The sequence below is a fragment of the Rhizobium alarense genome (assembly GCF_021555155.1).
Classification (GTDB): Bacteria; Pseudomonadota; Alphaproteobacteria; order Rhizobiales; family Rhizobiaceae; genus Rhizobium_D; species Rhizobium_D alarense.
This window is the reverse complement of the sequence record NZ_JAKGBU010000018.1, coordinates 54,982-67,271: the sequence shown is the minus strand read 5'-3', so window position 1 is coordinate 67,271 and position 12,290 is coordinate 54,982. Positions and strand designations below refer to the sequence as shown.

Sequence of the window (12,290 nt, the reverse complement as noted above, 5' to 3'; positions counted from 1 at the left end):
CGGGCCCCACCGTCGCGAGCGCCAGGAAGGGCGAGGCCTCGATCATGGCGCGGTATTCCGGCAGCAGGTGGTTCGTGACCTTGACGAGCGACGCCTCGCCCGGCTCGCCATAGAGCGCCTGCAACTGGTCGACGGATGTGACGACGGTCATGGTGCCCCCTTGGCTGCGCACGCAGATGGTACCGTCGCATGGCAGGACGGTCACGAAAAGCCCGGAATTCTTGTCCGTGCGGCTGGCGCGTCAGGCGGCCGCCTGTTCGGCCGCTTCGCCGAGGAAAGCGACGACGCGGTCGATGACGGGTTCGGCGGAGACGATGCGGCGATGGCCCAAGCCGTTCGCCCAGTGGAGCGTCACATGCGGGCCGGCCGCGCCGTAGCGCCGCGCGTGATGGGCCGCCACCTCCTTGTCGTCCTGCGCATGCACGACGAGCATCGGCACCTTGAGCCGGGCGGAGGCCCGGGCGGCGTCGAAGTCGGACAGCGGCGTGCCGGCGATCGTCTCGACATGCGCCTCGAGCGCCGCCTGCGCGGCGGCGGAAAGCCGCAGCCTGCGGCCGAGATCCGTGAAGAGCCAGGCCATTTCGCTCGGCGAGCCGATCGTCACCAGCCGGCGCGGACGATGGGCCGGCACGTCGCGGATGAGCCCGGCCGCCGCGCAGCCGAGCGCCGCCCCGCCGAAGGAATGGCCGCAGAAATGGTCGAAGCCGCCGAAGCGCCGCCAGGCCGCGTCGATCGCCCGCACTGCCATCGGCATGGTCAGCGTCCGGCCCCGCGACGCGCCGTGGCCCGGCAGGTCGAGCGCCACAACCTCATAACCGGCGGCGACCAGCCCGCCCGTCAGCGCCGACAGATAGGCGGCGCGCGATCCCCAGCCATGCACGACCAGCACGCGTCCGGCATGGGCCAGACAGGGCCGCGCCGGAAAATGGTGCGCCCGCGCCTGCCCGCCGGCAAAGCGGAGATCCACCGCGCGGGCATTGCTCATCCAGATGCGGGAGGCGCCAAGAAGCTCCCGCTCCTTTGCGCTCTTCGGCCGCCGCGACGGCGTCGTGGCGAAGAGCCGGAAGGCCAGCCGGCCCGCGGCGCGGGGCGACAGCCGGTCGACGGCGGCGAAGGTTCCCCGGATGACCTTGAGCGTGAAGGATGCCATAGTGGGAGTCCTTGAAAAAAAGTTCAGCCATGAACAATAAAGTACAACGATGAACAAAAATCAATCCCTCCCGTGGGACCATCCGCGTTTCAAGAGCTGGGTCAGTGTCGCCCGCGCCTGCCAGCTCATGCAGCAAGTGCTGACGCGGCAGCTTGCGCCGCTCGGCATCAAGACCCCGCATCTCGATATCCTGATCAACCTCTACCGCTCGCCCGGCATCTCGCAGCAGGACCTCGCCCGCAAGCTGCTCGTCGGCCGCTCGAACATGAGCATGCTGCTGCCGCAGCTCGAAAAGCGCGGCCTGATCGCACGCATCGCCGATCGCAAGGACCGCCGGATCCTGCGCCTCGAGCTGACGCCGGCGGGCCGTTCGGCCACCGAACAGGGCATGGCGATCCAGACGGCGCTGATCGAGCGCACGCTCATCCACACCCCGCTCGACCAGTGCCTCGCCATGGCCGGCAACATGGAGATCGTCATCGCGCATCTGATGGCCGAAGAGCGTGCGGCCGACAGCGAAACCGACGCGGCCTGACGCCGGACGGCGGCAAGCAGCACGACGGCGGCCGCCGCGCAGAGCTGGAACGGCTCGACGAAGGGCGCCGCCCCGCGGCTTTCCCAGCCGATGACGTGGAACGACCGCCGGGAAAAGCTAAGGGGCGGTGCCGGCTGCCGGGCAACCGGTCAGGTCCGGGCCTCGCCCGCCGTGTCCGCCTCGCGCGCCTCCTCCTCGGCGCGCCGGCGGGCAGTGCGGGCTGCGACCAGGTCGGCCGGCTGCGCATTGCCGCGCACGAGCTGGCGGCCCGCATAGATCCCGCCGACGACCTCGAGCGCGAAACGCTCCCGGTCCACCTCGCGGAAATCCGCGATGAGCTGTGCGGCCAGTTCCGCTTCCTCGCCGAGCACCAGCAGCGTCTCCTCGCCGAAGCGCAGCGCCGATTCGAACGTCTCGCGGATATGGAAGCCGACGCCCGCATGCACGAGATCGATGGCGTGCTCGCGGTCGAAGGCGCGGGCCATGATCGGCACGAGCGGAAACTCCTCGCGTGCGATTTCCGCGATCTTCAGCGCCGCCGCCTTGTCGTCGACGCAGATCAGGATCGCCCGTGCCGTCGCCGCGCCGGCGGCATGCAGGATGTCGATGCGCGATCCGTCGCCGTAATAGACCTTGAAGCCGAAGTCGGACGCGTCGCGCACGAATTCGGCGTCCTTGTCGATCAGCGACAGCGTGTAGCCGCGCGCCAGCAGCGGCTGGCTGACGATCTGGCCGAACCGGCCGAAGCCGATCATCAGCACCGTGCCCTCGACGTTCTCCGGCAGCGCAAGGCCCTCCGTGTCGACGGGCTTCTGCGGAACGAGCCGCGCATGGGCGGTCACGATCAGCGGTGTCAAGACCATGGAGATGATGATGGTCGCGGTCAGGATGGCGTTCGCCTCGCCGTCGAAGATGCCGGCGGCAACCGCCGCCGAATAGAGCACGAAGGCGAATTCGCCGCCCTGCGCCATCAGCACCGCGCGCTCCAGCGCCTCGCCGTGGCAGGCACCGGCAAGCCGGCCGACGGCATAGATCAGCGCCGCCTTGGCCAGCATGTAGCCAACGACGCTTGCGGCCACCAGCTGCCAGTTGGCCGCGATGACGGCGAGGTCGATCGCCATGCCGACGCCGAGGAAGAACAGGCCGAGCAGGATGCCGCGGAACGGCTCGATATCCGCTTCGAGCTGGTGGCGGAACGACGATTCGGAGAGCAGCACGCCGGCGAGGAAGGCGCCCATCGCCATCGACAGGCCGGAGAGCTGCATGGCGAGGGCGGAGCCGAGCACGACCAGAAGTGCCGCCGCCGTCATCACCTCCCGCGCGCCGGACGCGGCGAGCAGGCGGAAGAACGGGTTGAGGAGATAGCGGCCCGCCAGGACGAGCGCGGCGACGGCGCCGAGCGCGATGGCGACCGACAGCCAGCGCTCCGACGGCTCGGCGGCACCCGCGCCCGTGCCGAGCAGTGTCACGACCGCCAGGAGCGGCACGATCGCCAGATCCTCGAAGAGCAGGATCGCGACGATGCGCTGGCCCTTCAGCGTCGTGATCGCACCGCGCTCCTGCAGCATCTGCATGACGATCGCCGTCGAGGTCAGCACGAAGCCGGTGCCGGCAACGAAGGACGGAACGAGCGGGAAGCCGAAGGAAAGCCCGATGCAGGTCAGCGCCGCCATGCAGGCGAGCACCTGCATCGCCCCGAGGCCGAAGATGTCCTTGCGCATGCCCCAGAGGCGCGACGGCTCCATCTCGAGGCCGATGATGAAGAGAAACATCACCACGCCGAGTTCGGCGACGTGAATGATCGACTGCGCATCGGAGAAAAGGCCGAGCCCGAAGGGGCCGACGACGAGGCCGGCCGCCAGATAACCGAGCACGGAACCGAGCCCGATCCGCTTGAAGATCGGCGCGGCGGCGACGCCGGCCGCCAGCAGCACCACCACCTGCGTCAGATCGTTCGCATTCGCCTCAGCCGCCAAGCGGGTCCCTCCTGTCCGGTGCCGTCATTCGCCCTATCGCGGCCTCTCCGCCACTTCGCGGCTCATGCCTTTCGCGGCAAGCTCCCGCTCGTAGCCGGCAAAGAGCGCCTCGCCGGTCTCGCCGAGCTCGCGGAGATAGGCCCAGGTGTAGATGCCGGTGTCGTGCATGTCGTCGAAGCCGATGCGGACGGCATAGTTGCCGACCGGCGCGACGGAGACGATCGCCACGTTGCGCTTGCCGGGCACCGTCAGCTTCTGGCCGGGACCGTGCCCCTGCACCTCGGCCGAAGGCGAAAGCACGCGCAGCAGCTCCGCCGACAGGTCGAAGCGCGCGCCGTCGTCGAAGGCGACCGCAAGCCGCTGGCGGTCCTTGGAAACCCGGATCTCGGTCGGCCAGGCACTGCTCATTGCAACCCTCATGATCGATATGCCTGAAGCACTATGTCGCTCCCGGCCCGTAGGCAAGCCTCAATTTCCCGCGATAATGATAGCATGGCCTTGACGCCGCAGGGCGCCGGCACGACATTCGGCGTGAAGAGGAGACACCGTTGTGAATACCCATACCGGACGCCCGGACGCCGCCGCCCTGCTATCGCCGTCGGCAGCGCCGATGATCGATCCCTTCGGCCGCGCCGTCACCTATCTGCGCGTCTCGGTCACCGACCGCTGCGATTTCCGCTGCACCTACTGCATGGCGGAGAACATGACCTTCCTGCCGAAGAAGGACCTCCTGACGCTCGAGGAACTGAACCGGCTCTGTTCCGCTTTCATCGCCAAGAGCGTGCGTAAGATTAGGCTTACCGGCGGCGAGCCGCTGGTGCGCAAGAACATCATGTTCCTGGTGCGCGAACTCGGCCGCCACGTGAAGGAAGGCCGGCTCGACGAACTGACGCTGACGACCAACGGCTCGCAGCTTGCCAAACATGCGGCGGAACTGGCGGATTGCGGCGTTCGCCGCATCAACGTCTCGCTCGACACGCTCGATCCCGACAAGTTCCGCACGATCACCCGCTGGGGCGATCTCGGAAAGGTCATGGAGGGCATCGACGCCGCGCAGGCCGCCGGGCTGAAGGTCAAGCTCAACGCCGTGGCGCTCAAGGGCTTCAACGATCGCGAAATACCGGACATGCTGCGCTTCGCCCATGGCCGCGGCATGGACCTGACGCTGATCGAGACCATGCCGATGGGCGAGATCGACGAGGACCGCACCGACCGCTACATGCCGCTGTCCGAGCTGCGCACCGACCTCGAAGGTCAGTTCACGCTGACCGATATCGGCTATCGCACGGGCGGCCCGGCGCGTTACGTCACCGTCGCCGAGACCGGCGGGCGCCTCGGCTTCATCACGCCGATGACGCACAATTTCTGCGAAAGCTGCAACCGCGTGCGCCTCACCTGCACCGGCACGCTCTATATGTGCCTCGGCCAGAACGACGCCGCGGACCTGCGTGCCCCCTTGCGCGCCGCCGACGACGACGCGCTTCTGTCGCGCGCCATCGACGAGGCGATCACCCGCAAGCCGAAGGGCCACGACTTCATCATCGACCGCAACAACCGCCCCGCCGTGCCGCGCCACATGAGCGTTACCGGCGGCTGACGTTTCCCGTCCGGCGGACGTCGCCTGGTTCCCCGCCGAACCGGTCTCGCCGGGGCTTGCCGTCCGTGCGGTGGCCGCCCGAGACGATCGCTACGCCGCGCGGCCGCGCGACCTGCCGACGGTCGGGCGCGTTTCCATGTCCCGCGTCTTGAAATGCTCGATCTTGCGGTTGAGGATTTCGACACGGTGGCGCAGGCCGTGGATCTCGGCGGTGTTCTCTTCCACCATCGCGGCGTTCTGCTGGGTGATGAGCTCCACCTCATGCACCGCCTGGTTCACCTCGCTGAGCCCCTGGTACTGCGCCGCGGCGGCGGCCTCGATGTTGCCGACGAGCTGGTGGATCGACGAAATGTGCTCGTTGATCACGCCGAGCGCCTCGCCGGTTTCCGTCACGAGCTGCACGCCGTTCCTGACCTGCGTCGAACTGTCGGAGATGAGGCCCTTGATCTCGCGCGCCGCGCCGGCGCAGCGCTGCGCGAGTTCGCGCACCTCCTGGGCGACGACCGCGAAGCCGCGGCCCGCATCGCCGGCGCGGGCCGCCTCGACGCCGGCATTCAGCGCCAGCAGGTTCGTCTGGAAGGCGATCTCGTCGATGACGCCGATGATCGTGCTGATCTTTTCGGACGAGCGGTTGATCTCGTCCATCGCCCCGACGGCCTTGCGCACCACCTCGCCGGAGCGCATCGCGTAGTCGTGCGTCTCGTCGACCGAGACGGCGGTCTTCTTCGCGCTTTCAGACGTCGAGCGGACGATGTCGGTGAGCTGGCGCAGCGCCCGCGAGCTCTGCTCCAGTGCGGCCGCCTGCTGCTCGGTGCGGCGGGCGAGATCGTCGGCGGAGGCCGCGAGATTGCCTGTGCCGCCGCTGATTTCCAGCGTCGTGGCGCGCACGTCGGACAGCGTCGCCCTCAGCGCCTCGACCGCGTTGTTGTAGGTCTGCGCCATGACGACATAGTCCTCCGCCAGCGCCTCCGTCATGCTTTCCTCGAGGTCGCCCTCGGCAAGCTTGCCGAGAACGTCGGAGAGCGCGTTCAGCGCCTCCATCTGCTCCGCCTCGATGCGGGCGCGCTCGGCCGCGCGGCGTGCCTGCTCCTCCGCCGTCAGGCTGCGCTGCTCCTCGGCCTGCTGCTCCAGGCGGATGTTCTCGCGGGCTGCGTCGCGGAAGACGGCGACCGAGCGCACCATGTCGCCGATCTCGTCACCGCGCTCGCGGCCTTCGATGGCGATGTCCAGATCGCCGTTCGCAAGCCGCGTCATCGCGTCGTTGACCCGCTTCAGCGGGCCGCGCAGCGTCTCGACCAGCATCAGGCCGCCGACGATGGCGAGCAGCGTGCCGAGCACCATGGCGATGAGCGAGACATTGGCGGAGCGCTCGCTCTCCTTCTTGCCGGCCTCCTGGGCGGAGCTGACGAAATTCTCGAGCGTCTGGCTGGCGTCGGCGACGAGCGCACGGGCCTCGGCGCGCGCCGCCGTCCATTGTTCGCCGGCCGTGATGATCGCCTGCGAGCCCTTCTCCACCGCGGCGAGAGCCGGGGCGAGCTTGCCGGAAAGATCGCGCAGCGCCGCATTCTTCGCACCGAGCGTGGAAAGCTCGGCGGCGTTCGCCGCAACCGCCTTGATGTCGGCGAGCACGACGTCGCGGCTCTCCTGATCGAGGTTGCGGTGCAGCTCGCTGATGTGGAGGCGCGTGTAGTCGATCTGCTTGAACGTCTCGCCCATCAGCCCGGCCAGATTGCGCAGCAGCGCGATCTCGCCGTCCATGCCGACGAAACGCTTGGCGGCCGTGTCAGAATTCTTGCCGGCCTCCTTCAGGAAGTCCGCGTCGAACTTGGCGAGCTTGGACAGTATCGGGGTGAATTTCGGCTTCTTCGATTCCGCGTCGCCGGCCTCGGCGAGCAGCGCCTGCACCTTGGCGACTTCCGCTTCGAAAGGCTTGATCTGTTCGAGGGCCTTGGGCGAGGCGATCGCCTTGGATTCGGCGAGCTGCTTGAGGAGATGCGGCAGGTAGGTCTCGGCCGCTTTGATCTTGTCGTCCGGCTTGATGGCGAGCGCGACAGGCTTGCGGAACTTGCCAATCCGTTCGGCAAGGCCCTGATAGGCGGCGGCATCGAAGAGCAGCGCCTTGGCGAAGGCTTCTTTTTCGCCGGATTCCTTGCGGATCACGTCGATCTGCTTTTCGGCGAAACTGCCCTCCTTCGACATCGCCGCGAGCGCGTCGTCAAGCGCCAGGGTCACGGCGTCGCGCGCCTGGTTGATCGACCAGAGCGCATCGGTCTGCGCCCGCATCTTGCCGGCGAGCGCCACGACCGGCGCGATTTTCTCCTTCTCCGACGGCTCGGCAAGCAGACCGTCCAGTTGCAGGATGCCCGCCTCCTGCGCGTCGACGCGCGACGTCAGCGTCCCGCGGCTCGCCTCGTCCGGGGCATCCAGAAAACCCTGCAGCCCGTTGCGCAGGTTCTGGAAGTCGGAAAGGCTGGCAATCGTCTGGCGCGTCACCGTCATGTGGCCGTTCAGCGTGCTGGCGGTAAAATAACCGACGAGGCCGACGCCCGCGATGAGTGCGACAAGCGGCACGACGAAGAGCAGCACCTTGGTGACGATGCGGCGTCCCTGCAGAAGGCGATCGATAAAGGACATGATGACCCCGATAAATGCTTGAAGATGCATTTCCCGTCCGGCCGGCGCGCTGCACCAAAGGGAAACCGCCGGAAAGGCCCCTCTTCGGCCTTTTCGGACGTCTCCATCAAAGGCCCGCCTTGCCTGCAAGCCGGGCCGATCCGCCGATCGCATCATGCGACATCATTGGGATGACGCAACGATAGGTCGCGAAGCTTAATTATTTCCGAAGCGGAAGTGCCTGAATTTCAAGGATTTGCGCCGGATTCGTCATACTTTTCGGCCTATTTGGCGGGCATTCGCCCCAACTTTCGGCAAACGTTGCGCCCGGCGCCCCGTTTTCTGAGGATGGCCGCCGCCGGCGATTGGCCCTATGAGGAGCGGCATTGGGGGGAATCACCGCATGAGTCTGCCGGCGAACCATCGCGGCGCCCTGTACATGGCGGCGGCCATGGCAGGGTTCACCGCCAACGACGCGCTCGTCAAAGCCGTCACGGGCGACATGAACACCGGGCAGATCATGTTCGTGCGCGGCCTGATGACGACCGCGCTCGTGCTGGCCGTCGCCCATCGCTTCGCAGCCTTCGTCTCCTGGCGCGCCATGCTGCAACCGGCCCTCCTGCTGCGCATCGCCGCCGAGATCGGCGCCGCCATCACCTATATCTCCGCGCTCGGCACGCTGCCGCTCGCCAACACCGCATCGATCCTGCAGGCGCTGCCGCTCGCCGTGACGCTCGGCGCCGCCCTCTTCCTCGGCGAGAGGGTCGGCTGGCGGCGGTGGCTGGCGATCGTCGCCGGCTTCGTCGGCGTCTTGATCGTCATCCGCCCGGGGCCGGAGGGTTTCACGGCGGCGTCCGCCTATGTCGTCGCCTCCGTCGTCTTCGCGGCGATCCGCGATCTCTGCACCCGCCGCATCGACGGCGCCGTGCCGTCGCTCTTCATCACCGCCGTCACCGCCGCCACGATCACGCTCTTCGGCGCCCTGCTCGTGGCACCGATGGGCGGCTGGCAGCCGGTCGCTGCGGCCTCCCTGCTGAAGCTCGCCGGGTCCAGTGTCCTGCTCTTCGTCGGCTACCAGTGCATCGTGCTTGCGATGCGCACCGGCGAAATCTCGTTCATCGCCCCGTTCCGCTACACGAGCCTCTTCTGGGCGATCGGCATCGGCATCCTCGTCTTCGGCGAGGTGCCGGACGCCTGGATGGCAACAGGCGTCTCGGTCATCGTCGCCTCCGGCCTCTACACCTTCTACCGCGAGAACAAGCGGAAGGCCGACGGCGTGGCGCAGGAATCGGTGCCCGAATCGCCCTGACGGCAGCAAGCCGCGGACGCCTCAATCCGCATCGCCTTGAAACCATCCGGGATTTCCCGTCGGCACCGGTTCCGGTCCTGCCCGGAATGCGCTAGACGGAAAGCCTGTGGGGGACGCATGGCGCAGGCGACGCAGGACAGGACGGACAGGACGCGGCGGCCGCCGGAGAGGCCGCCGGGCGTCGTGCTGGCCGGCGGGCTTTCCACCCGCATGGGCCAGGACAAGGCGCGCGTGCGCCTCGGCGGCGCGACGCTCCTGTCCCGCGCCTGCCGGCGGCTCGCGCCGCAGGTGGGGGCGCTTGCCGTCAATGCCAACGGACCGATCCTGATGGAGCCCGGCGAGGAGGTGCCCGTCGTCGCCGATGCCGAACCGGGGCGGCTCGGGCCGCTCGCCGGCATCCTCGCCGCCATGCGGCACGCCCGGGCAGTCGCGCCGGCGGCGAGCCACGTGGCGACGGTGCCGACCGACAGCCCCTTCTATCCCGCCGATCTCGTCGACCGCCTCGCCGCTGCCGTCGACCGCGACGAACGGATCGCGGTCGCCTGCTCGGCGAGCGGCCTCCATCCGGTCTTCGGCCTCTGGCCGGTGGCGCTCGCCGACGACCTGGCGGACTGGCTCGCCGACGTCGGCGCGCTAAGGGTGCGCAGCTATCTCAACCGTCACGGCGCGCGCGAGGTGCTGTTCCCGAGCGTCGAGACCGCGAAGGGCATCTTCGATCCCTTCTTCAACATCAACACGCCCGATGACCTCGACGAGGCCGAGCGCTGGCTGTGGATCCTGGAACGATGACTGAACCGCGCATCTTCGGCATCGCCGGCTGGAAGAATTCCGGCAAGACGGGCCTCGCCGTCCGCCTCGTCACCGAACTCGTGGCGCGCGGCTATCGCGTCTCGACGATCAAGCACGCCCACCACGACTTCGACATCGACAAGATCGGCGCCGACAGCTGGCGCCACCGCGAGGCCGGCGCCCACGAGGTGACCATCGTCTCGGGCACCCGCTTTGCCATCATGCACGAGCTGCGCGGTGCGGCCGAGCCGAGCTTCGCGGAGATCGTGGCGCGGCTCGCCCCTTGCGACCTCATCCTCATCGAGGGCTACAAGCGCGAGCCGATCCCGAAGATCGAGGCGCGCCGTCTGGAAGCGGCCAACCGCACGCCGCTCGCACCTACGGATCCTCATATCGTCGCCATCGCCGCGGACCACGCCGTCGACGACGCCGGCCTGCCGGTCTTCGATCTCGACGACACGGCGGCAATTGCCGACTTCGTCCTCGCCACGGTCGGCCTGCGGCCTTGAGCCGCCGGCAGCCGCCTCCCGAAGCGGCTTGACCGCCGGCGCTCGCCGCGCGTTATTCTGTCGGCGCCCTCTTTCCACGGAGAGACCATGCAGCGCCCCTACCGCCTGTCCTGCCATTGCGGCAGCGTCCGCTTCGAGGTGGATGCCGAACTTGCCGGCCTGACGGAGTGCAACTGTTCGACCTGCCGCCGCTCGGGCTTCCTCCACTGGAAGGTGCCGGCCACGGCGGTGGCGCTCGTCGGCGAGAAGCAGCGGCTCTCGACCTATGTCTGGCGCGGCCTCAACGAAGGCCATCACTTCTGCCCGACCTGCGGCATCGCCGTGATGCGCGCCGGCTATCCCGGCGACCGGGTCTCGGTCAACGCCCGCTGCATCGAGCATATCGACGTCTTCACGCTCGAAATCCGCCGCGAGGACGGCCGCAACGACATGCCGCCGGGCCCGCTCCCCTGAGCCCTGCCGGCACGAAAAAAGCCGCCGGATCACTCCGGCGGCTTTTCCGCGGATGTCTTTCGCCCCTTATTCGGCCGAGGCGACCGGCTTCACGAGCGGCGTCACGCGGCGGATGGTGACGCGGCGGTTGAGCTGCTCCGGCCCGTCCGTCTCGACCTTGAGATAGCTTTCGCCGTAGCCCTGCGTCGTCATGTTTTCCGGCGGGATGCCGTAGACGTCGGTCAGCACGTTGGCGACGGCCTCGGCGCGCTCGTCGGACAGCACGAGGTTCGATTCGTCCGAACCGACCGCGTCCGTGTGGCCCTCGATCAGGAAGGTTTCGGACGGATCCTTGTCCAGGACCGCATTGATGCCGTCGGCGACCTCCTTGAGGGTCGATGCCTGGTTCATGCTGATCTCGGCGCTGCCGGTCGCGAAGGTGATCGTGTCGAGATCGATGCGGCGCATCGTGTCGCGGATACGGGCGGAGTTCTTCACCTCGTCGAGCGTGTAGACGCGCTGGATGGGCTCGACAGGCGGCTCCTCCAGGAACGCGCGGTAATCCCGCGGCGCATCGGCGGAGACGTCGATGATGTAATCCGCCACCGGGATGGTCAGCCGCATCGGCGGCAGGTCGTAACCCGGGTCGCGGAAGCGCGGACGGCTCTCGTAGCGGTCGAGGTCGGGTGCATAGAACAGCACATATTCCCGCCGGCCCTCGAAGCGCGAGCGCTGGATGATCTCGCCGTACTGGTTGCGGATCGTCACGATGCGCACGCCGTTCGGCCGCTCGACGACCTCGCGGACATGGCCGTGCGGCAGCGTCTCGTAATAGGTGCGCTCCGCCCGGCGCGCCAGCCGGTCGCCGTCATAGTGGTTGACGATCACCCGGTTGTCGATCGTGATGATCGTCCGGTTGTCGACCCGGCGCCCGACGCGCACGTCGTCATGCCGGCGGAATTCGGGACGACCCTCGCGGCGCTCGCCACGCTCGCGGTCGGCCGATTCGATCTTCACGGTGCGACGCTTGCCGTCGCGGCCCGTCTGGGCGTCGGCGTCGGAGCGCGGCCGGCGCGCCTCGACGTTGCTGCGCTCGTCGGAACGCTTGCGGCGCACCTCCTCGCGGTTGCCCTTGCGGCCGCGCTCGGCCTCCTTGTCGCTGTCCAGCACGGCTGCACCGTCCTCGACCGGCAGGACGACCGTGTCGTTCGTCTTCGACGGATCGCGGGCGATCTCCTCGCGCTTGCGCCGGCGTTCGCCGGCCTGGCCGTCTTCGGCGTTGCGCTTGCGGTCAGCCTGGCGCTCCTGCCGGTTTTCCTGGCGGTTGTCCTGGCGGTTGTCCTGGCGTTCCTGGCTGTCGTCCTGCCGGGCCTTCTGCCG

General features: G+C 68.3%; 11 protein-coding genes and 1 pseudogene. 6 read left to right on the top strand and 6 right to left on the bottom strand.

The features are described from left to right. Nucleotides 1–151 (bottom strand): annotated as a pseudogene (locus LXM94_RS08085) (pyridoxamine 5'-phosphate oxidase family protein); the annotation flags it as partial. 90 nt (nucleotides 152–241) lie between these two features. Further along, complete coding sequence (locus LXM94_RS08080) at nucleotides 242–1,150, bottom strand: alpha/beta hydrolase (RefSeq protein WP_235770651.1); 909 nt, start codon at nucleotides 1,148–1,150, stop codon at nucleotides 242–244. A gap of 49 nt (nucleotides 1,151–1,199) precedes the next feature. Between LXM94_RS08080 and LXM94_RS08075 the strand changes: the two genes are divergently transcribed. Next, on the top strand, nucleotides 1,200–1,685 hold the full coding sequence (locus LXM94_RS08075; RefSeq protein WP_235770650.1) for a MarR family winged helix-turn-helix transcriptional regulator: 486 nt from the start codon (nucleotides 1,200–1,202) through the stop codon (nucleotides 1,683–1,685). A 149-nt stretch (nucleotides 1,686–1,834) separates the two neighbouring features. Here the strand turns inward: LXM94_RS08075 and LXM94_RS08070 are convergent, their stop codons facing one another. Beyond that, complete coding sequence (locus tag LXM94_RS08070) at nucleotides 1,835–3,661, bottom strand: monovalent cation:proton antiporter-2 (CPA2) family protein (RefSeq protein ID WP_235770649.1); 1,827 nt, start codon at nucleotides 3,659–3,661, stop codon at nucleotides 1,835–1,837. Between the two features lie 33 nt (nucleotides 3,662–3,694). Further along, nucleotides 3,695–4,069, bottom strand: a complete 375-nt coding sequence (locus tag LXM94_RS08065) for a gamma-butyrobetaine hydroxylase-like domain-containing protein (RefSeq protein WP_235770648.1) — start codon at nucleotides 4,067–4,069, stop codon at nucleotides 3,695–3,697. A 202-nt stretch (nucleotides 4,070–4,271) separates the two neighbouring features. Between LXM94_RS08065 and moaA the strand changes: the two genes are divergently transcribed. Next, nucleotides 4,272–5,258, top strand: coding sequence for a GTP 3',8-cyclase MoaA (moaA, locus tag LXM94_RS08060; RefSeq protein WP_235770654.1), 987 nt, complete (start codon nucleotides 4,272–4,274; stop codon nucleotides 5,256–5,258). A gap of 90 nt (nucleotides 5,259–5,348) precedes the next feature. Here moaA and LXM94_RS08055 read toward each other — a convergent pair whose 3' ends face one another. Continuing rightward, entirely contained in the window at nucleotides 5,349–7,892 is a 2,544-nt protein-coding gene (locus LXM94_RS08055) for a methyl-accepting chemotaxis protein (protein ID WP_235770647.1), read from the bottom strand. A gap of 382 nt (nucleotides 7,893–8,274) precedes the next feature. On the opposite strand from LXM94_RS08055, the gene LXM94_RS08050 reads away from it, so the two are divergent. From LXM94_RS08050 to LXM94_RS08035, 4 genes are all read left to right on the top strand, one after another. After that, nucleotides 8,275–9,180, top strand: a complete 906-nt coding sequence (locus tag LXM94_RS08050; protein ID WP_235770646.1) for a DMT family transporter — start codon at nucleotides 8,275–8,277, stop codon at nucleotides 9,178–9,180. A gap of 117 nt (nucleotides 9,181–9,297) precedes the next feature. Next, nucleotides 9,298–9,969 carry a molybdenum cofactor guanylyltransferase MobA gene (gene mobA, locus LXM94_RS08045; protein WP_235770645.1) on the top strand — a complete coding sequence of 224 codons (672 nt, stop codon included), beginning with the start codon at nucleotides 9,298–9,300 and terminating at the stop codon, nucleotides 9,967–9,969. Continuing rightward, a complete protein-coding gene (mobB, locus tag LXM94_RS08040) occupies nucleotides 9,966–10,478 on the top strand; it encodes a molybdopterin-guanine dinucleotide biosynthesis protein B (RefSeq protein WP_235770644.1) in 513 nt (170 codons plus the stop codon). The genes mobA and mobB overlap by 4 nt, the downstream gene beginning before the upstream one ends. 87 nt (nucleotides 10,479–10,565) lie before the next feature. After that, entirely contained in the window at nucleotides 10,566–10,931 is a 366-nt protein-coding gene (locus LXM94_RS08035) for a GFA family protein (RefSeq protein ID WP_235770643.1), read from the top strand. Between the two features lie 66 nt (nucleotides 10,932–10,997). Here LXM94_RS08035 and LXM94_RS08030 read toward each other — a convergent pair. Continuing rightward, a partial coding sequence (locus LXM94_RS08030) for an OmpA family protein (RefSeq protein ID WP_235770642.1) occupies nucleotides 10,998–12,290 on the bottom strand: 1,293 nt, incomplete at its 5' end.

Coding starts and splice junctions, on each gene's coding strand:
- LXM94_RS08035 (WP_235770643.1), top strand. CDS start 10,566: ATGCAGCGCCCCTACCGCCTGTCCTGCCATTGCGGCAGCGTCCGCTTC.
- LXM94_RS08075 (WP_235770650.1), top strand. CDS start 1,200: ATGAACAAAAATCAATCCCTCCCGTGGGACCATCCGCGTTTCAAGAGC.
- mobB (WP_235770644.1), top strand. CDS start 9,966: ATGACTGAACCGCGCATCTTCGGCATCGCCGGCTGGAAGAATTCCGGC.
- LXM94_RS08080 (WP_235770651.1), bottom strand. CDS start 1,150: ATGGCATCCTTCACGCTCAAGGTCATCCGGGGAACCTTCGCCGCCGTC.
- moaA (WP_235770654.1), top strand. CDS start 4,272: ATGATCGATCCCTTCGGCCGCGCCGTCACCTATCTGCGCGTCTCGGTC.
- LXM94_RS08065 (WP_235770648.1), bottom strand. CDS start 4,069: ATGAGCAGTGCCTGGCCGACCGAGATCCGGGTTTCCAAGGACCGCCAG.
- LXM94_RS08055 (WP_235770647.1), bottom strand. CDS start 7,892: ATGTCCTTTATCGATCGCCTTCTGCAGGGACGCCGCATCGTCACCAAG.
- LXM94_RS08050 (WP_235770646.1), top strand. CDS start 8,275: ATGAGTCTGCCGGCGAACCATCGCGGCGCCCTGTACATGGCGGCGGCC.
- mobA (WP_235770645.1), top strand. CDS start 9,298: ATGGCGCAGGCGACGCAGGACAGGACGGACAGGACGCGGCGGCCGCCG.